General features: G+C 35.8%; 15 protein-coding genes. 7 read left to right on the forward strand and 8 right to left on the reverse strand.

Features of this window, described 5'->3' with window-relative positions; all coding sequences use genetic code 11:
• The first annotated feature begins 107 nt into the window (after positions 1-107).
• The gene (locus M4I44_RS00600; protein ID WP_017498118.1) at positions 108-809 is read left to right on the forward strand and encodes a hypothetical protein; all 702 of its coding nucleotides are present in this window, start codon (positions 108-110) and stop codon (positions 807-809) included.
• A 194-nt stretch (positions 810-1,003) separates the two neighbouring features.
• Here the strand turns inward: M4I44_RS00600 and M4I44_RS00605 are convergent, their stop codons facing one another.
• The 3 genes from M4I44_RS00605 to M4I44_RS00615 all read right to left on the reverse strand — a co-directional run bounded on the left by M4I44_RS00605 (position 1,004) and on the right by M4I44_RS00615 (position 6,030).
• Positions 1,004-1,726: a hypothetical protein gene (locus M4I44_RS00605; protein WP_249966235.1), complete on the reverse strand. Its 723-nt coding sequence runs from the start codon at positions 1,724-1,726 to the stop codon at positions 1,004-1,006.
• A gap of 138 nt (positions 1,727-1,864) precedes the next feature.
• Positions 1,865-4,282, reverse strand: coding sequence for a carboxypeptidase-like regulatory domain-containing protein (locus tag M4I44_RS00610; protein ID WP_017498115.1), 2,418 nt, complete (start codon positions 4,280-4,282; stop codon positions 1,865-1,867).
• Positions 4,283-4,335: 53 nt separating this feature from the next.
• The gene (locus M4I44_RS00615; protein ID WP_249966236.1) at positions 4,336-6,030 is read right to left on the reverse strand and encodes a M23 family metallopeptidase; all 1,695 of its coding nucleotides are present in this window, start codon (positions 6,028-6,030) and stop codon (positions 4,336-4,338) included.
• Between the two features lie 179 nt (positions 6,031-6,209).
• Here M4I44_RS00615 and M4I44_RS00620 point away from each other — a divergent pair, with 179 nt between their 5' ends.
• The 3 genes from M4I44_RS00620 to rny all read left to right on the forward strand — a co-directional run bounded on the left by M4I44_RS00620 (position 6,210) and on the right by rny (position 8,576).
• The gene (locus tag M4I44_RS00620; RefSeq protein WP_017498113.1) at positions 6,210-6,500 is read left to right on the forward strand and encodes a Mis12-Mtw1 protein family; all 291 of its coding nucleotides are present in this window, start codon (positions 6,210-6,212) and stop codon (positions 6,498-6,500) included.
• A 10-nt stretch (positions 6,501-6,510) separates the two neighbouring features.
• On the forward strand, positions 6,511-6,804 hold the full coding sequence (locus tag M4I44_RS00625) for a cell division protein ZapA (RefSeq protein WP_017498112.1): 294 nt from the start codon (positions 6,511-6,513) through the stop codon (positions 6,802-6,804).
• Between the two features lie 209 nt (positions 6,805-7,013).
• Positions 7,014-8,576 carry a ribonuclease Y gene (gene rny, locus M4I44_RS00630; RefSeq protein ID WP_017498111.1) on the forward strand — a complete coding sequence of 521 codons (1,563 nt, stop codon included), beginning with the start codon at positions 7,014-7,016 and terminating at the stop codon, positions 8,574-8,576.
• Between the two features lie 262 nt (positions 8,577-8,838).
• On the opposite strand, the gene M4I44_RS00635 is transcribed toward rny, so the two are convergent.
• The 3 genes from M4I44_RS00635 to M4I44_RS00645 form a co-directional block, all read right to left on the reverse strand.
• Positions 8,839-10,359, reverse strand: coding sequence for a PAS domain-containing protein (locus tag M4I44_RS00635; RefSeq protein WP_249966237.1), 1,521 nt, complete (start codon positions 10,357-10,359; stop codon positions 8,839-8,841).
• A 152-nt stretch (positions 10,360-10,511) separates the two neighbouring features.
• Positions 10,512-11,408: a site-specific tyrosine recombinase XerD gene (xerD, locus tag M4I44_RS00640; RefSeq protein WP_017498109.1), complete on the reverse strand. Its 897-nt coding sequence runs from the start codon at positions 11,406-11,408 to the stop codon at positions 10,512-10,514.
• 79 nt (positions 11,409-11,487) lie between these two features.
• Positions 11,488-12,069 (reverse strand): porin family protein, encoded by a 582-nt coding sequence (locus tag M4I44_RS00645; RefSeq protein WP_249966238.1) that lies wholly within the window; start codon positions 12,067-12,069, stop codon positions 11,488-11,490.
• A gap of 402 nt (positions 12,070-12,471) precedes the next feature.
• On the opposite strand from M4I44_RS00645, the gene M4I44_RS00650 reads away from it, so the two are divergent.
• The 3 genes from M4I44_RS00650 (at position 12,472) to M4I44_RS00660 (ending at position 16,392) form a co-directional block, all read left to right on the forward strand.
• The gene (locus M4I44_RS00650; protein ID WP_017498107.1) at positions 12,472-13,032 is read left to right on the forward strand and encodes a porin family protein; all 561 of its coding nucleotides are present in this window, start codon (positions 12,472-12,474) and stop codon (positions 13,030-13,032) included.
• A 178-nt stretch (positions 13,033-13,210) separates the two neighbouring features.
• Entirely contained in the window at positions 13,211-13,624 is a 414-nt protein-coding gene (gene aroQ, locus M4I44_RS00655; protein WP_017498106.1) for a type II 3-dehydroquinate dehydratase, read from the forward strand.
• Between the two features lie 278 nt (positions 13,625-13,902).
• The gene (locus M4I44_RS00660; RefSeq protein ID WP_249966239.1) at positions 13,903-16,392 is read left to right on the forward strand and encodes a DUF5686 and carboxypeptidase regulatory-like domain-containing protein; all 2,490 of its coding nucleotides are present in this window, start codon (positions 13,903-13,905) and stop codon (positions 16,390-16,392) included.
• A 193-nt stretch (positions 16,393-16,585) separates the two neighbouring features.
• Here M4I44_RS00660 and M4I44_RS00665 read toward each other — a convergent pair whose 3' ends face one another.
• Complete coding sequence (locus M4I44_RS00665; RefSeq protein ID WP_249966240.1) at positions 16,586-17,461, reverse strand: cation diffusion facilitator family transporter; 876 nt, start codon at positions 17,459-17,461, stop codon at positions 16,586-16,588.
• Between the two features lie 99 nt (positions 17,462-17,560).
• On the reverse strand, positions 17,561-18,874 hold the full coding sequence (murA, locus tag M4I44_RS00670; RefSeq protein WP_249966241.1) for a UDP-N-acetylglucosamine 1-carboxyvinyltransferase: 1,314 nt from the start codon (positions 18,872-18,874) through the stop codon (positions 17,561-17,563).
• Positions 18,875-18,936: the final 62 nt, after the last annotated feature.

Genomic DNA, 18,936 nt, shown 5'->3' on the forward strand with positions numbered 1-18,936 from the left:
AATTATACAGATTACCACAGATTATTTTTCTCTCAACGAATTAAAATCTTATATTTATCTGTATAATTTGTGGCTTTTTTATTTCGAATAATCTTAAATCCGTAAAAATGTACCTTAATAATTCAAACATAAAACTTCCGGATGACCCGGATACAATTGTCTGGAAATACTTAGACTTATCTAAATTCCTTGATTTATTAATGTCCAAAAAACTATTCATGTCTCGTTCTGACAAGTTTGAGGATCAGTACGAGGGTACTTTTAGCGAGCCAACCTTTGAAGAGATAAAAAAACTAGCCATAGACAATCCTGATTTCTTAAACTACTACAAAACCCATCGCGAACAGGTAGCCATAAGCAGCTGGCACATCAACGAATATGAATCGTTTGCTATGTGGCAGATTTTCACCAAAAACAATGAGGGTCTAGCTATTCAGTCTACCATAGGAAGATTACAGAATGCTGTAAAACCGGAAAACAATTACGATCAATACATTGGCGAGGTAAATTATATCGACTACAAAAAAGAGTACATTCCGTTTGATGATTTATTTTTTCCCTTTTTATTTAAGCGCAAAAGCTTTCAGTACGAAAGAGAAGTTCGAATTCTTACCGATACTTCAAAAAGCGACATTAAACTAAACGATGGCTTAAAAATCAATGTTGACCTAAAGCAATTGATCGAAAAGATTTACATTCATCCAAAATCTGAAAACTGGTACAAAAAACTGGTAATCGATTTAACGGAACGCCTGGGATTTGATCTTGATATCGAGAAATCGGATCTGGAAAGTGATATTTTGATATAGGTTTTTTAAAGGTGCTGAGATTCTGAGGTGCTAAGGTTCTAAGTTTTTTTTGCCACAGATTGCACAGATGAAAAAGATTTTACGCATCATCTAAAAGAAAAAAGGTTTTTAAAAATTAATTTACTTAATTTTTAAAAACCTTTTTTCTGGTTCAAAAATCTCAGGATCTTAGAATCTCAGCACCTTAGAACCTTCTAAATAGGCTTATAACTCTTCACTTCCCATTTTTTTGAAGCTAAGTCAATATAATTGTAATGTAAAACATCATTTTTATCAAACTGCCCATTTTGGTTCGTATCTTCAATCGTTCTGAAATACAAACGATTTCTTGATTCGATTAAATTCCAGTCTACCAATTCCTGAAAGTCTTCTGAAATTTTAGTAAAACGCTCACCGCTGATATTACTTAAATACAAGGTCTTAATATCACTGGTGTCAATTTTACCATCTTTATTGGTATCTGAGTCGGCCAGAGTATAGACCATAATCTGATTCTGTGTTTTATCAGCAACCGTTTTTAAATAAGTAGCCGTCAAAATCAGGGCTGGTTTATCTGTCAAAGGACGTATGGAATCTGAATCAACTTTCTGAAACTTCAGGTTCTGCAAATAACCCGTGATTTCAAATTCTCCTAAATTAGAGATTGTAAAACTTACATCATTTACACTCGAAGAGCCATAACGGGCTTTTGTTCCTTTTTCAAAAACACGCAAGTCTCCAACCGGATGAATCAAATAACTTGTTCCTTCCATTTGAATAGGCAAATCGGCTATTTCAATCTGTGTAGAATCTGTTTTTGCAACAGTATTCGTTTTACTGGCGGTGTCGTAAATTACTTTAGGTTTCTTCACTTCATCTTTACAACTTGTAAGTATTCCGATGCTTGCCAGGGCTATATAGGTTAAGATCTTTTTCATGTATGCTACTTCTATTAGGATATCAAATATAGTATTTTTGATTGTATTATCTAGTTTTATTGAATTTTACTAGAACCATTTCTATAGGTTGTTCACGCAGATACTTGCATACTCAGCAGAAAGAACGAAATCAATATTTTATAATCTCGCATTCAACTTCACATTAAAAACCCTCGAGGTCATATAATTTGGAATTGCATATTGATTTTTAGAATACACATCGCGAACCCAAGTATTGGTAATCGCATTTTGATTATTGAAAAGATTGAAAATTTCAACTCCAACAGACAATTCTTTAAAGTTCTTCAACCATTTAGCCTTAGCAACTTTCGTGTTTCCATCTACAAAAACTTTCGCAAAACCAACATCGGCTCTGCGATAATCATTCAATCTTCTTTGGTACAGATATGGATCTGAATAAGCCGGTGCTCCTCCGGGTAAACCGGTATTATAAACCAGATTCAAATACAACTTTACACTTGGAATACTTGGCATATAATCCTGAAACAACATCGCAAATTTCAATCGCTGATCTGTAGGTCTCGCGATATAACCTTTGTTTTCATAATTCTCTTCGGTTTTTAAATACCCAAAGCTAATCCACGATTCTGTTCCGGGTACAAACTCTCCATTCAGTCTGAAATCAACTCCTTGCGCATAGGCTTTCGCATTATTATTGGCAACATATCGAATTCTGACATTATCGATCGAATACACATTTACATCCGACAGCGATTTATAATAAAGTTCTGTAACCCATTTAAAAGGGCGGTTCCACATTTTAAAATTATAATCGTTCCCCAAAACGATATGAACAGATTCCTGCGCTTTCACATTTGGATTGACCACACCATTTAAATCTCTAAGTTCTCTATAAAAAGGGGGCTGATGGTACAATCCTCCGGAAAGTCGGAAGAGCATGTCCATATCCCAATCCGGTTTTAAAGCAAATTGGGCACGCGGACTGAAAACGGTTTGAGTCTTACCTTCAACAGCACTTCCTGAAACATTCCAACTCTGAAAACGAGCTCCGAGATTGTACCAAACCTGACTGGATCCTATTTCTGATTTTTTATTCCATTGCGCATATCCCGAAAAGCGGTTTATGGTATTAAAATTTGTCGCCCGTACCTCCTGATACGGTAATAACGGTCCGGTATAAGGCTCATAAGGCTGATTGTTCTTTGGTAAAAAAGCGATTGGTGGATTAATCGAGAATCCAGCCGAATCAATCATCTCCCACTCTACAATTCGATCCCTAATTGATTCACGCGTATATTTCAAACCAAATTCCAGCTGACTGTCATTTTTCCATTCTTTAAAACCTTTAATCTCTATATTAGCGATTAAAGCATCTAAATCATTTCGGGCATGGCTCAATTGCGAACCTATTCCACGAGTGAAATCAACATTTGAGGTATCTTCATTCTCTATACTGCCCAAACGATATTGTGCGAGAATATCAAAATGCTCCTGTTCTATGGTATGAAAAAGCGAACCAATTACTTTCAAAGTAAAAGTGGGTGAAGCTTTGTAAGTCGTTTTCAAGGCACCGAAATAGGTATTGTACTGATCCCGTTCCCTGCCGTCATAATACACGGCAAGTGCCATTGGCTGATCTATCGTCCCAAATTTTGTCTCACGGGTTAAAGGCTGATACAAATATTTATTTTGAGAGATATTCCCTAAAAAGCTCATTTGCCATTTTGCAGAAATATCATAATTAACATTGGTCTGAATATCTGCAAAAGTTGGAGTATAATTCGTTTGTGTATCCTGACTATTCACCAACAAGCTATTATTCCTATAACGAACTCCGGTTACAGCCGACCATTTTTTATTTTTAGAAACAGCATCGACCGATATACTTCCGCCAAGCAAACTGGCTTCAAGCGAAGCGCCAAACTGCGTTGGTTTTCTGTAAGTGATGTCTAAAACAGAGGATAATTTATCTCCAAACTTTGCCTGAAATCCTCCTGCCGAAAAGTCAACATTCTGCACTAAATCGGTATTGGTAAAACTCAACCCTTCCTGTTGTCCGGAACGAATTAAAAACGGACGGTAGACTTCAACCTCGTTCACATACACCAGATTTTCATCGTAATTTCCACCCCGAACAGCATATTGTGTACTCAGTTCATTATTGGAATTTACACCTGGCAGTGTTTTTAAAATATTCTCGATTCCGGCATTGGCTCCCGGTATTTTCTTAATAGTAGCGACATCGACATTTGCGATACCCTGAATCCTCTTCTTACTTTTAGAAGAAACAAAAACTTCTCCCATTTGTTCTTCGGAACTACTCATTAAGGGATTAAAAACGAAAATCTCATTTGAGGTTAAATGTACGGTCAGACTCATCATTTTTAAAGAAACGTGAGTAAAAATCAACGAAATCTTTTTACCTGACGGCACTATGATTTCATAAAAACCATTTGAATCAGATTGCGAAACATTCCCGGAAGAACTGATATTTACTCCAGCCACAGGACGTTTCTGCTCATCCAGAATAACACCTTTTACATGAGCCTTTTGAGCAAATGAAATACTGGTCATGCATAAAAAAAGGAAAACAGCTATTAACTTAATTTGATTCAAGTGTTTGGGTTTTATTTTTGTTGGCTTCTAAAAAAATGAGTCTCAAAGATAGCAGAATTTCCTACATTATCAATCACTTCAATTTTTAAATCATTTGCTCCTTCAGCAAGGAGAGTATCATCAAAAGTATGCGTTATTTTTCTTGATTTACTTTCATATTCAAACAGAATCCAGTTTCCATTAAGATAACCGTTGTATGATTTGATTCCGGAAGAAGCATCATTAATGATAAATTCTATCTTTTTAACTCCGGTAACCCACTTGTCCTGAATTGGTTTTACGATTTTAATGACAGGCGCTATAGTGTCCAGAACTAATCCGAACTGCCCTAATATTTTTGATTTGGCAGTAAAAACATCGCCTTTTCTTACTGTTCCGTTATAACTGGCGGAGTTTCCGTTAAATCTTCCAATAAAAAGTTTATCTCTTAAAGCCTCCGGAAACGAGCTGTCCTTAATCGTAATGGTAAAATTGGAATGTACCGGAACGGTATCGTCGTGAACGTAAATACGGTTATTTTTAACATCAAAGTTTAAATTAAAATCATCATAAAAAGTTCCAGCCGGAAAAAACACAGACATATTGTCTTTTTCAAAATTTGAATCTTTATTGACTTTAATAAAGTATTTTGAAGTTATTGGCTGCTCTTTTACAACTGGCGTCGCCGTATCATATTCAACCGGAACAGTAACCGTGCTTAAATTCCCAAAATAATCCGAAACCTCAATTCTGTAAGTGGATGCTAAATTAGGTTCGGCCGAAACAATCCCACGCAAGGAATCGGTTTTAATAATGCTCAACGCGTAAGGTGTTTTCATAAAGAGTTTCTGAACCCGCTGACCTGACTTTTTATATTTGCCATAATCGATAAAAGCATTTATGTATCGCATCTCATCGAAGGAATAGGTATTGAATTGATAATTGTAATTTTGATTTCCGTTCAGAAAAGTAGAAACACTAAAAACACCATTTTTATTAAACGAAACATCATCATAATCTACTGCAGAAATTCCGAAACCAATTCTACCATTAGCTTTTACTTTACCAGCCAGATAAGTCCCGTCCTTTTGCAGGGCAACATTCAGCAACAAAGGCTGTTTGGACTGATTTACCGTCGCATTATCCATCGGATAAACATACACACTCGAAATACTAGGTTTTTTAGTATCTTTTAGATTTTTATCGAAACCAAAAAATATGGGATTAATTACAAATTCTGTTTTAGTATCCCGAATTTCAAAATGAAGATGCGGTCCTTCTGATGAACCTGTATTGCCGGAAAGTCCAATCAGATCACCTTTTGTAACCGGTAGTTCGTTGGGTTTTGGAAACATTTCAATCTCATAAGCCTTTTCCTTATAATGTGTTTTGGTTACATAATCCAAAATTGGTCCTACCGGAGTTTGCAAATGTCCGTATACCGAAGTGTATCCGTTTGGATGTGTAATGTAGATGCATTTACCGTTGCCAAAAGTCGAAATTTTAATTCTCGACACATATCCGTCAGCAATGGCGTAGACCTTTAATCCTTCTCTCTGATTCGTTTTCAAATCAAACCCCGCATGGAAATGATTTGGTCGCAACTCCCCGAAATTACCGGAAAGCTGCATGGGAATATCCAGCGGCGGACGAAAATAATCTTTTGGATATTGCGTCTGCGCAAAAATAAACGGACTAAAAAGCAGGGCAAGTAACGAAAATCTCATAAGTAACATTTTTGCTAAGATAAAAAATTAAGAAGCGAAAACCGAGTATAACGCCACAAAAATACAATCGATTGAATTTCATTCGTTTGTTTATTTTTAATGTAAAAAAATCGATAAAAAATTGCATTAATAAAAAGGAATACTAACTTTGTAGGATTAAGTAATGAATAGGATTTATAATGAGTGTAATTGCCGAAATAATTGATACTCTTGAATATAAAGTCGAAAAGCTTTTTGAGAAATCAAAAGGCCTAGAGCATAATAATCAGGCTTTACAATTAGAATTAGCCAAAGCTGCGCAAATTATCCAGAAACAATCTGAAGAAATTGAAGCTTTGAAAAAGCAACATGAAACACTTAAGATCGCCAATTCGTTACTCGGCAGTGACAACAACAAGAGAGAGACAAAGCTTAAAATAAATTCATTAATTCGCGAAATTGACTACTGTATAGCACAGTTATCCGATTAACCAAGACGACATGGACGGAAAGCTTAAAATTAAAATATCAGTTGCAGACAGAGTTTACCCTTTAACGGTTGAACCTGCTCAGGAAGAAGGACTCAGAAGTGCTTCTAAAAAAATTGATGCTATGATTAAGCAATTCGAAGAAAGTTATGCGGTTCGTGACAAACAGGATGTTCTGGCGATGTGTGCCCTGCAATTTGCATCGCAAGTCGAACAAAAACAAATTGACAATGCAATCGATGGAGAAGAAACTATCGAAAGAATTAAAAGATTAAATGCGCTATTAGATCAATATCTCGAAAATTAAACGTTCTTTTACAACAACTAAGATACTGCCTACATTAGTTCACAATTGGTAAACTCAACACTAACAATTTAGAATGAGCAAATCGTCGCTACTATAGTATGCCATGCTTCGGCTTGGAAACTTGAACAGTGAGTTAGCTCAAAACTTGTCTTTACGAGTTTATTCAAGCAATTAATGTAGGCTTTTTTTATATATAAATTTTAACAAACATGGACATAATAACGATCATTATTTCAGGCGTTATAGGAATTGCAGCAGGTTTTGCGATTGCTAAAATCATCGAAAAAAGCAATATTTCTAACCTCATCAAAAACGCTAAAAAAGAAGCAGCTTCCATTTTAAAAGATGCTAATTTAGAAGCCGAAAATATTAAGAAAGATAAAATCCTTCAGGCAAAAGAACGTTTTATCGAACTAAAATCAGAGCACGAACAAGTTATTTTAGCAAGAGATAAAAAAGTAGCAGAGGTAGAAAAAAGAGTACGCGATAAAGAATCACAAGTTTCTAACGAACTTTCGAAGGCAAAAAAAGTAAACGACGAGTTTGAATCTAAAACACAGGAATACAACAACAAAATTGAAGTTTTAGACAAAAAACAAACTGAAGTTGACAAATTACACAAAAGTCAATTGCAACAGCTTGAAGTAATCTCAGGACTTTCTGCCGAAGAAGCAAAAGAGCAATTAGTAGAAGGATTAAAAGCCGAAGCTAAAAGCAAAGCGATGTCTCACATTCAGGATACTATCGAAGAGGCTAAACTTACTGCTCAGCAAGAAGCAAAGAAAATCATCATCAATACGATCCAGAGAGTTGGAACTGAGGAAGCAGTTGAAAATTGCGTTTCAGTATTCAACATTGAATCTGATGATGTAAAAGGTAGAATCATTGGACGTGAGGGACGTAACATTAGAGCTCTTGAAGCTGCAACGGGAGTTGAAATCATTGTTGACGACACACCTGAAGCGATCATCCTTTCTTGTTTCGACCCTGTTCGTAGAGAAATTGCCCGTTTATCTTTGCATAAACTGGTAACAGACGGACGTATTCACCCTGCAAGAATTGAAGAAGTAGTTGCTAAAACAGCGAAACAAATTGACGACGAGATTATCGAAGTTGGTAAACGTACTGTTATCGACTTAGGAATTCACGGTTTACATCCTGAATTGATTAAAGTTGTAGGTAGGATGAAATACCGTTCTTCTTACGGACAAAACTTACTACAGCACTCAAGAGAAGTTTCTAAACTTTGTGGTATCATGGCTGCCGAATTAGGCTTAAACGTAAAATTAGCCAAAAGAGCTGGTTTACTTCACGATATTGGTAAAGTTCCGGATACTGAAAGTGATTTACCTCACGCCTTACTAGGTATGCAGTGGGCAGAGAAATATGGCGAAAAAGAAGAAGTTTGCAACGCTATTGGAGCGCACCACGACGAGATCGAAATGAAATCATTACTTTCTCCGATTGTTCAGGTTTGTGATGCTATTTCAGGCGCACGACCAGGAGCGAGACGTCAGGTTTTAGACTCATACATTCAGCGTTTGAAAGACCTTGAAGAAGTAGCTTACGGATTTAGCGGTGTGAAAAATGCATACGCAATCCAAGCCGGTAGAGAACTTCGTGTAATTGTAGAAAGCGAAAAAGTTTCTGATGACAATGCTGCGAATTTATCTTTCGAGATTTCACAAAAAATCCAAACTGAAATGACTTATCCGGGTCAGGTAAAAGTTACCGTAATTAGAGAAACCAGAGCGGTTAATATTGCAAAGTAATCTCTATCATTATTCATAGAAATAAAGGCTATCTTAAACAAGATAGCCTTTATTTTTTATAACACTACGGTCTGGTAATTTACACTTAGCTCATCAGTCTTCGACTTCGCTCAGACTGACACTCACCTCTTCGCCCAGACTCAAATTTTCGACTTCACTCAGGACGGCAACCGTGATAAACCGTCCTAAATATTGGTACTAACATTATCAATAAAACTACAGCCAAGACTACTGTCAGTTCGACTGAGACTGCCGCACCCCCCTAAATATCGTTAAAGATAATTTTAAAGCTCGTTCCTACTCCCACTGTACTTTCTACTGAAATACTTCCCTTCATTGCCTCGATTTGATTTCTGGTAATATAGAGCCCTATTCCCCTTGCCTCCTGATTTTTGTGAAAAGTTTTATACATCCCGAATAATAAATCACCGTACACCGCCAAATCGATTCCCAAACCATTATCTGTAATTTTTAATGATTTGTAACCGTCCGGTTCGATTGAAAAATCAAAAATAATAACAGGATCTCTGTCCGGATGCGCATACTTTATAGCGTTTGTTGTAAAATTCAGCAAAACACTTTCCAGATAAGCCGGGTTAAAATTAATTGTCAAATACCTTGGAACATTATTTACAATTGTGACTTTCTTATGCTTGTCGTACCCTCTAATGGTTGAAATTGTTTTCTCAATATATTCTGAAAGCTTTAATGGCGCCACAGCAATATTGATATTGCTTTGTGTCTTTACAATCTGAGTTAAATTGGCAATCGTATCGTTCAGGTCATTAGAAACAGTTCGTAAATGTTCCAACATTTCGTTTACAGTTTGTTTGTCAACATCCGCGTCAATAAAATCCAGGATCGACTTTATATTTCCGGCCTGCGTATTCAAATTATGCGAAACAATATGTGAAAAATTCACCAATCGGCTATTTTGATCGCTGTACAATTTCATCGTTTTTAAGAGCTCCAACTCCTTCTCTTTCTGCAAAGAAACATCAGTATGTGTTCCGATCACACGCAATGGTTTTCCATTTTCATCCCTTTCAATAACCTTTCCGCGATCCAGAATCCATTTATAATTACCGCTTGAAGTCATGACACGATGGTAATTTTCGTAATATGGGATCTTATTATCAAAATGCTCCTGTATATCCGAATAGTATTTTGGAAGATCTTCGGGATGCACAATCTTATCCCAACGTTCCGGATCATCGAAAATATCAGCAGAATCCAATTCCAAAATCTTTAACGACAATGACGAATAGAAAACCCTATTAGTCACCATATCCCAATCCCAGATTCCGGCAGTAGAGGCCTCAAGAGCAAATTGAAAACGCTCTTCAGAAATACGTAGTTTTTCTTCCTTATCTTTTAGTTCCGTAATATCCGAAACATGTCCAAAAAAGCTAACACGCCCGTCAGTGGACTGCTCTGTTTTAGCAGAAACCTTAAACCATCGCATTCCTTTTTTAGGCAAAACAGCTCTAAATTCGACATTCCAGGGCTTTGCTTCTTTACGTGCTTTGACTAAAGACTGAAAAAACAGATCACGATCCTGGGGAAAAATACGATCGTAAATAACCAACTTAATATCATTGGTAAACTCTTTTACACTAAGTTCAAAAATATCGTCAGCTGATTTACTGACCAGGGGGAAAGTATACCTGTTTTCGCTGTCAACAACAAACTGAAACAGCAGGTCCGGCATTTCGGCAAGTAATTTTTTATAAAAATTATTTACCTCTAAGCAATTCTCATTTCCATATAAATCAAAAACCATATATCACTTATTTATGTAGATTGAAATATTAAAACAATGATCCCAATAGTAAAAAACAAAAGCTGAAATTGGCTCTTTTATTCCCTAATTACCACAAAATATTATACAATATATCACTTTTTTGATTTAAAAACGACTTCCGGCTTCAAAAATTACTTCCGTGGATGAAAAGATAACATTACCTCTTTCAAAAAACTCCTGTCTAAATGCACATAAATTTCGGTCGTAGTAATCGATTCGTGCCCTAACATCAACTGAATTGATCTTAAGTCGGCACCATTTTCAAGTAAGTGAGTTGCAAAAGAATGCCTTAATGTATGTGGACTGATACTTTTATGGAGGTTAATTTTTACCGCGAGATCTTTTATAATGGTAAAAATCATGGCGCGTGTAAGCTGATTTCCTCGCCTGTTCAAAAATAAAGTATCTTCACAACCTTTTTTTATTTTAAGATTCACCCGAATCTCCTTCTGATAAATCTGAATGTATTTCTGAGCAAATTTACCCACCGGAACAAAACGCTCTTTATTTCCCTTTCCGGTAATTTTAACGAATCCTTCTTCAAAAAACAAATCAGAAATTTTCAAAGAAACCAATTCCGAGACCCTAAGTCCGCAACCGTACAAAGTTTCCAACATAGCGCGATTCCGTTCCCCTTCATTGGTACTTAGATCAATTGCCGCAATAAGAGAATCAATTTCATCTAAAGACAGCGTATCGGGCAATTTCCGCCCTGTTTTAGGAGTTTCGATCAGTTCCATCGGATTGTCGTTTCTGTAATCTTCAAAAACCAGATAATTAAAAAAACTTTTCAATCCCGAAATAATTCTCGCCTGTGAACGTGGATTGACTTCTTTAGCTACCGCATAAATAAACTGCTGAACCGTTTCGTCATCAATCTTTATGGGAGAGATCTCTATACTATTGGTTTCCAGAAAAAGACACAAACGCTCGATGTCAAAACCATAGTTTTCGATCGTGTTTTTAGACAAACCTCTCTCGATGCGCAAATACGACTGATAATCTTTTATGTAACGGTTCCAATTCATAGCTACAAAGTAAAACATTTTCAGGCATAAAAAAACCTTCCGGATTAGGGAAGGTTACAAATTTTATTGTTGGATAAAATTAGAATTTATATGCTAAAGATAACGCAAGGTTACTGTTTTTAGCACTGTCATAATAATCATCTGAATTATCAATATCTTTATCAGAAAGCGGAGATAATCCGATTGTGTAACGAAGACCTACTGAAAGATTATCCGTGAAATTATATCCGGCTCCAAGATTAAATCCTAAATCTGCTGATCTGGTAAAATCTTTAATATTCTGACTATCTGCTTTAGCCGACAATAAAACACCTAATTGTGGACCAGCTTCAACGCTGAATTTTTTATCAACAATATAATATTTTGCTAGTACAGGAATATTCAAATAATTCAATTTAATATCAGTATCATTACCAACAGGTCCGTCTACTTTAGTTCCCTGAGCAGAAAACAAAAGCTCCGGCTGAATAAAAAATCTTTGAACCACATGAATTTCTGCAAAACCTCCAACGTGAAAACCTACAAGAGATTTAACATGATCCACATCTCCTCCAACTACTGTCGAAATATTAAGACCTCCTTTTACTCCAAATCTGGTCTTTTGTGCATTAGCAAAACCAAATACCATTACTGCCATAGCAGCCAAAATTATTCTTTTCATTACAATTTGTTTTTTGAGTTATTCAAAACAAATATAAAGATAACCTTATTAAAAAAGAACTTGTATGCTAATTAATAAATTGGTAAATACTGTTTTATCACCCTATTAACAGACCTTTCTTCTTCATTACAGCCCAATATCAAATCTATAATATCAAAATAAACTTACGAAATAAAAAATTCAAAAACACAATTTGAAATACAAATCTTACTAAATAATAAGTGCGTCTCAAAAAAACAATCACAAATAAACTTCTTAAATAGAGCCAATTACAGGCCTAAAATCAATAAAAATGGGAAATTTAGTAATTATTTAAACCAAAATATAAAACAATAAATTCCTAATTCTGTAGTTTTGACTAATAAATAACATTTAAAAAAATCAAATTTTAAAAACACTTTTATGAAAAAGATAATTTTAGCAGCTGTATTGTTTATCGCAACTTCAGCTACAATTCAGGCACAATTAGTACAATTTGGAGTTAAAGCGGGGGTTAACTTTGCGAGCCAAACCGGAGACGCAGGTCTTCAGGGTGTAGCATTTGACAAAGAGGGAATCACTAGCTACCACGTAGGGGTTGTTGCAGAACTTAAATTGTTAGACAAATTTGCTATTCAACCGGAGCTTTTATATTCTACTCAGGGAGCAACTTACAAAAATGCTGTAAATGAATTTAAAAATGAATTAGGCTACTTATCTATTCCTGTAATGGCTAAGTTTTACTTAAACGATACTTTTAGCTTAGAAGTAGGTCCTCAGGCTTCCTTTTTATTAAGTGAAAAGAATAAGTTTGATGTTAAAGATGCACAAACTTTTGAGTTCGGTCTTAATGCCGGATTAGGAGTAAAACTTACTAAAAGCATTTTTGTTCAGGGTCGTTATGGTCTAGGATTAACTGAAGCTTCTAAAAATGCTGATGTTAAAAACTCAACTTTCCAGATCTCTGCCGGATTCTTGTTCTAAAAAATATATCACATACTTTTACCAAAACCGTTCTATTAATTGGAACGGTTTTTTTATTTTTACAACTGTTCAGTGGCAATGGCAAAAATCAATGACAATGACAATGTCAAAATTCAATGATACTATCAATTGTTTTACATTTCACATATTACATTTCACATATCACACCTTACTATCCATGAAAATCTGCATTATCAACGGACCCAATTTGAATCTTTTAGGAAAAAGAGAACCGGAAGTTTACGGAAGTCAAACTTTTGAAGATTATTTTGCAACGTTGCAGGCTAAATTTCCAAACATTGAACTTTCGTATTACCAAAGCAATATTGAAGGCGAATTGATTGGTAAAATTCAGGAATGTGGTTTTAATTTTGACGGAATTATTCTGAATGCCGGAGCCTATACCCACACGTCTATAGGATTGGGCGATGCCATGAAAGCCGTTACTACTCCCGTAATCGAAGTACATATTTCAAATACTTACGCCCGAGAGAGTTTCAGACATCAGTCGTATTTATCCGGAAATGCCAAAGGTGTTATCCTTGGTTTCGGACTAAAAAGCTACGAACTGGCCATTCAGTCTTTTCTGTGAGACGTAAAACGTCAGATGTGAAATGTCAGATGCGAAATGTCAGATGTAAACTGCAGGATGTGAGCTGTAGGCAACAGATTAATTTTTACCGATACTATTTTGATTCTTAAAACGTAACCAAATGCAGTGTTCCAGGATTTACAACTTAAACCAATAAAACATTTCAGATCACATCTCACATTTCACACTTAACATCTTACATTTAACATCTTACATTTAACAAATTTTTAATAGCCTCATTTTTAACTTATTCTATTTTTGTGAGAGATACAACTCTCATGAAAAACTATACTTTACTTGCCTTTTTATTCTTTTCAATTTCAAATTTCGCTCAAATTAAAGGAACTGTAACCGATGAAAAAGGGACTCCATTGCCCTTTGTATCCATCTTTGAAGAAAACACCTATAGCGGAACTACTTCTAATGAGCAGGGAAAATATCAGCTTACCGTAAAAGAGCCAGGCAAAAACAAAATTGTTTTTCAATATCTGGGATATAAAACTCAAAAAATAACCATTTCTGCTAACGCAAAAACGACGCTGCCGGATGTGAAAATGACTGAGGAAAGTTTTGCTTTAAACGAGGTGGTAATTGATCCGAAAAACAATCCTGCCAACGCCATTATTAAAAGTGCTATTGCAGCAAAAAAAGACAACTCCGACAAAATTGCACGATATACCGCCGATTTCTACTCCAAAGGAATGTTTAAGGTAAAAGACTTACCGAAGAAGATTCTGGGGCAAAAAGTAGATCTGGGTGACGATCTTGCATCGAATTTAGATTCTACCGGAACTGGCATTTTGTATTTATCAGAAACCATTTCTAAGGTTACTTTTGAAAAACCTAACAAATTAAAAGAACGCATTATTGCTTCTAAAATCTCAGGAAACAATAGAGGGTATAGCTACAATACTGCTTCACGCTCGACTTATGATTTTTATGAAAACACGATAAACTTCGACACCAAACTCATTTCTCCTATTGCCGACAATGCTTTCGCTTATTATAAATACAAACTCGAAGGCACTTTTTTTGACGACAACAAACAGCAGATCTACAAAATCAAGGTAATCCCAAAACGTGATAAAGAACCTGTTTTTGAAGGCTACATTTACATTGTAGATGACAGCTTTGCCATTTACGCCATCGATTTGGACATCAAAGGCTATCGCATGAAAAACGAATTCACGGAGGTAATGAATCTAAAACAAAATTTCACCTACAATACACAAAATAAAATCTGGATTAAAAATGCGCAAACCTTAGATTTCACCGCTGGCCTTTTTGGTATTAAATTCTCCGGAAAATTTGCTTATATATATTCCAATTACGACTTTCCTGCTTCGTTTGAAAATAAAACATTCGGTAATGAAATTGTCTCTTTTGAACTCAACGCAAATAAAAAGGATGATGCTTTCTGGAACAACATTCGTCCAATTCCTCTAACCATTGAAGAAAGTAACGATTACACTAAAAAGGATAGCCTGCAAATAATCAGAAAATCTCAAAAATATACGGACTCTGTTGATGCCAAAAACAACAAATTTAAAGTTCTGGATGTCTTAATGGGCTACGACTATAAAAACACCTACAAAAGACATTCTTTCGAATATAAAGGATTGTTGAATTTGGCTTCGCTAAGTTTTAATACCGTTCAGGGATTTAATCTGGATTCCGGTTTCTCTTTTAAAAAATGGAGTGAAGACGAAAGTAAAACGACTTCGTTAAGCACCACTTTTAATTATGGTTTTTCAGATGAACGTTTTAGGGTTACCGGAGAATTCAGCCATAAATTCAACACTATAAATCACGCTACGATCAGTGCCTCAGGGGGAACTAAAGTAACACAATTCAATAGTGCCGAACCCATAACCAAATTGGTCAATTCTATAAGTTCTTTATTTTTTAAAGACAATTACATGAAACTGTATAATTTAGAATTTGCACAGATCAACTATTCGCAAAACGTGCTAAATGGTGTCAGTCTCAACGCAAAATTGGGTTATGAGCAGCGAAAACCGCTTTTTAACACCACCGATTATTCTTTCTTTAAAAGAGAGGACTTATACTCTTCCAATAATCCATTAGCTCCAAACGATTTTACCACTCCTGCATTTGAAAAACATCATCTGTTTAAAACGGCTTTAAGTGCCCGAATTAACTTTGGAAACAAATACATTTCAAGACCGGATGGAAGATATAATTTTAAAAACGACAAATTTCCAACACTCTTCTTAAGTATTGAGAAAGCATTTGCAGCAAGCGAAAAGAAATATGAGTTTGAAAAAATAGGAGCAGCAGTTCTCTACGATTTATCTTTAGGCAATAAAGGTGTTTTAGGAATGAGTTTTAAAGTCGCCAAATTCTTTAATGCCGATAACATTTCGTTTGTCGATTATAAACATTTTAACGGAAACCAGACTCACATTGGCACAAGCGGCCGTTACCTGAACGTTTTCAACCTGATGCCTTACTACACCAACAGCACTAATGACAGTTATTTTGAAATGCATCTGGAACACAACGACAAAGGCTATATTATGAATAAAATACCGCTGCTAAATCTTTTAAAATCAACTCTGAATATTGGTTTTCACTCGTTGGCCATACCACAAAGAAAGCCTTATTCTGAGTTTACAGCCGGTTTAGACAATTTAGGATTTGGGAAGTTCAAAATCTTCAGAGTAGATTATGTTCATTCTTATCAGGGAGGCATTCAGCAAAATGGCGTTGTCTTTGGATTGAAGATTTTGAATGTTCTAGACTAGGCACAAAGCTGCAAAGGTTCAGAGAGACAAAGATTTTATGTAACTTCCTCTAGGATTGAGATAAAAAAATCCGTTTAATCTTAATCAAGAGTAAACGGATTTTCTTAATATGTGTCAATTCCAGTGAAGTCAGGAACTTCGCAAAGCGCATCCCTTTGCCCCTCTGAACCTTTGTAACTTTGAACCTTTCACCTCAATGATAATCATCCGGTTCAATATGAATCAACACATTGCCTAATTGCGGAATTTTTTCTTTTAAAATATCTTGTAGTTTGTGCGATAGCTCATGCCCTTCTTTCACCGAAATTTTAGCCGAAACTATGGCATGAAGGTCTACGTGATATCGCATTCCTGCTTTACGGATAAAACATTTTTCGGTACCCAGAATACCCGGAACAGTTAAAGCCTTTACACGAATTTCTTCTACTAAATCATCATTCAGATTTTCGTCCATAATTTCACCTAAGGCCGGTCTGAAAATTTTATAACTGTTGTATAAGATAAAAAAAGCAGCAAAAAGTGCCGCCCAGTCATCTGCTGATTCATATCCCTTCCCCATAATCAAGGCGATAGAAATTCCGGTAAACGCTGCTACCGAAGTGATTGCGTCACTACGATGGTGCCAGGCATCTGCCGCCAATGATGAGCTGTTGGTTTGTTTGCTTCGTTTCATTACCAGACGAAATGAATATTCTTTCCATATGATAATAGCACCCAAAACATAAAGTGTCCATGATTTTGGTAAATCATGCGGAGTCTGGATATTAGCAATACTCTCATATCCGATAATAGTCGCTGAAGTAATCAGAAAACCAACCACCAAAAACGTAATTAAAGGTTCTGCGCGACCGTGACCATAAGGATGATTCTCGTCTGCCGGTTTATTCGAATACTTAATTCCGAACAGAACCAAAAATGACGAAAATATATCGGTTGTCGATTCGATTGCATCGGCAATTAGGGCATATGAATTGCCAAAAAAACCTGCCAGCCCTTTTAAAATGGCTAAGCAGGTGTTTCCTATAATACTAAAATAAGTAGCTTTTACAGCTTTTTGTTCATCTGTCATTTAACTACGTTTATATTTTTTTAGCCACGAATTCACGAATTATACAAAAAATTATAATCTTAGTTTAAACTCGTGAATTCGCAGCAAATATTTCTACGTTTACGCTCTCACGATTTTTGCTCCAATTGCTCTCAAACGCTCATCGATACGTTCGTAACCACGGTCAATTTGCTCGATATTTTGGATTGTACTAGTTCCTTTTGCTGAAAGAGCGGCAATCAACAAGGAGATTCCTGCACGAATATCAGGAGATGACATGGTTGTTGCTTTCAATTGAGACTCAAAATTATGTCCCATAACCACCGCTCTGTGTGGATCGCACAACATAATTTTTGCTCCCATATCGATTAATTTATCTACGAAAAACAAACGGCTTTCAAACATTTTCTGGTGAATTAAAACATCGCCTTTGGCTTGTGTTGCTACAACCAAAACAATACTCAATAAATCAGGAGTAAATCCTGGCCATGGTGCATCAGCAATAGTTAAAATAGAACCATCAATATCTGTTTTTACCTCATACCCGTCTTTATGAGCAGGAATGTAAATATCGTCATTGCGTTTTTCAATGGTAATTCCCAATTTTCTAAAGGTGTTTGGAATCAAACCTAAATTTTCCCAGCTTACATTTTTGATCGTAATTTCGCTTTTTGTCATCGCCGCAAGACCAATCCATGAACCAATTTCGATCATATCCGGAAGAATTCTGTGCTCACATCCATCAAGGCTTTCAACACCTTCAATAGTCAATAAGTTTGAACCTACTCCGGTAATTTTAGCTCCCATAGAGTTTAACATTTTACACAACTGCTGTAAGTAAGGCTCACATGCAGCATTGTAAACAGTTGTTGTTCCTTTTGCCAAAACAGCAGCCATGACGATGTTTGCTGTTCCGGTTACTGATGCCTCATCAAGCAGCATATCTGTTCCGGTAAGACCTTCCTCAGGAGATTCTACTCCATAGAAATGATCTTCTCTGTTGTATCTGAATTTTGCTCCAAGATTAATGAAACCTTCGAAGTGTGTATCTAATCTACGACGTCCAATTTTATCTCCTCCAGGCTTCGGAATATATCCTTTACCAAAACGTGCCAAAAGCGGTCCGACAATCATAATAGAACCACGAAGAGCTCCACCTTCTTTTTTGAAAGCTTCAGTTTCCAAATAACCTACATTAACCTCATCTGCCTGAAACGTAATCGAACCCGGCTCATTTCGTTGGATTTTAACACCTAAATTACCCAATAAAGTAATTAATTTATTGATGTCAATAATATCGGGAATATTATTAATTCTCACTTTATCCCCCGTTAAAAGCACGGCGCATAAAATTTGTAATGCTTCATTTTTTGCTCCTTGCGGAGTGATTTCTCCTTTTAAAGGTGTTCCTCCTTCGATTTTAAAAATTCCCATATTTCTTTTTTAGGTTCTAAGGTTCTGAGATTCTCAGGTTCTAAGCTAATATCTTAGCCCCT

Source organism: Flavobacterium sp. B183, from assembly GCF_023539155.1.
GTDB classification, from domain to species: domain Bacteria; phylum Bacteroidota; class Bacteroidia; order Flavobacteriales; family Flavobacteriaceae; genus Flavobacterium; species Flavobacterium tructae.

Excerpts from the sequence above, each read along its gene's own strand:
- xerD (WP_017498109.1), bottom strand. The coding sequence starts at position 11,408 with ATGAATTGGAACCGTTACATAAAAGATTATCAGTCGTATTTGCGCATC.
- M4I44_RS00620 (WP_017498113.1), top strand. The coding sequence starts at position 6,210 with ATGAGTGTAATTGCCGAAATAATTGATACTCTTGAATATAAAGTCGAA.
- aroQ (WP_017498106.1), top strand. The coding sequence starts at position 13,211 with ATGAAAATCTGCATTATCAACGGACCCAATTTGAATCTTTTAGGAAAA.
- rny (WP_017498111.1), top strand. The coding sequence starts at position 7,014 with ATGGACATAATAACGATCATTATTTCAGGCGTTATAGGAATTGCAGCA.
- M4I44_RS00660 (WP_249966239.1), top strand. The coding sequence starts at position 13,903 with ATGAAAAACTATACTTTACTTGCCTTTTTATTCTTTTCAATTTCAAAT.
- M4I44_RS00625 (WP_017498112.1), top strand. The coding sequence starts at position 6,511 with ATGGACGGAAAGCTTAAAATTAAAATATCAGTTGCAGACAGAGTTTAC.
- M4I44_RS00610 (WP_017498115.1), bottom strand. The coding sequence starts at position 4,282 with ATGACCAGTATTTCATTTGCTCAAAAGGCTCATGTAAAAGGTGTTATT.
- M4I44_RS00645 (WP_249966238.1), bottom strand. The coding sequence starts at position 12,069 with ATGAAAAGAATAATTTTGGCTGCTATGGCAGTAATGGTATTTGGTTTT.
- murA (WP_249966241.1), bottom strand. The coding sequence starts at position 18,874 with ATGGGAATTTTTAAAATCGAAGGAGGAACACCTTTAAAAGGAGAAATC.
- M4I44_RS00635 (WP_249966237.1), bottom strand. The coding sequence starts at position 10,359 with ATGGTTTTTGATTTATATGGAAATGAGAATTGCTTAGAGGTAAATAAT.
- M4I44_RS00615 (WP_249966236.1), bottom strand. The coding sequence starts at position 6,030 with ATGAGATTTTCGTTACTTGCCCTGCTTTTTAGTCCGTTTATTTTTGCG.
- M4I44_RS00600 (WP_017498118.1), top strand. The coding sequence starts at position 108 with ATGTACCTTAATAATTCAAACATAAAACTTCCGGATGACCCGGATACA.
- M4I44_RS00650 (WP_017498107.1), top strand. The coding sequence starts at position 12,472 with ATGAAAAAGATAATTTTAGCAGCTGTATTGTTTATCGCAACTTCAGCT.
- M4I44_RS00605 (WP_249966235.1), bottom strand. The coding sequence starts at position 1,726 with ATGAAAAAGATCTTAACCTATATAGCCCTGGCAAGCATCGGAATACTT.
- M4I44_RS00665 (WP_249966240.1), bottom strand. The coding sequence starts at position 17,461 with ATGACAGATGAACAAAAAGCTGTAAAAGCTACTTATTTTAGTATTATA.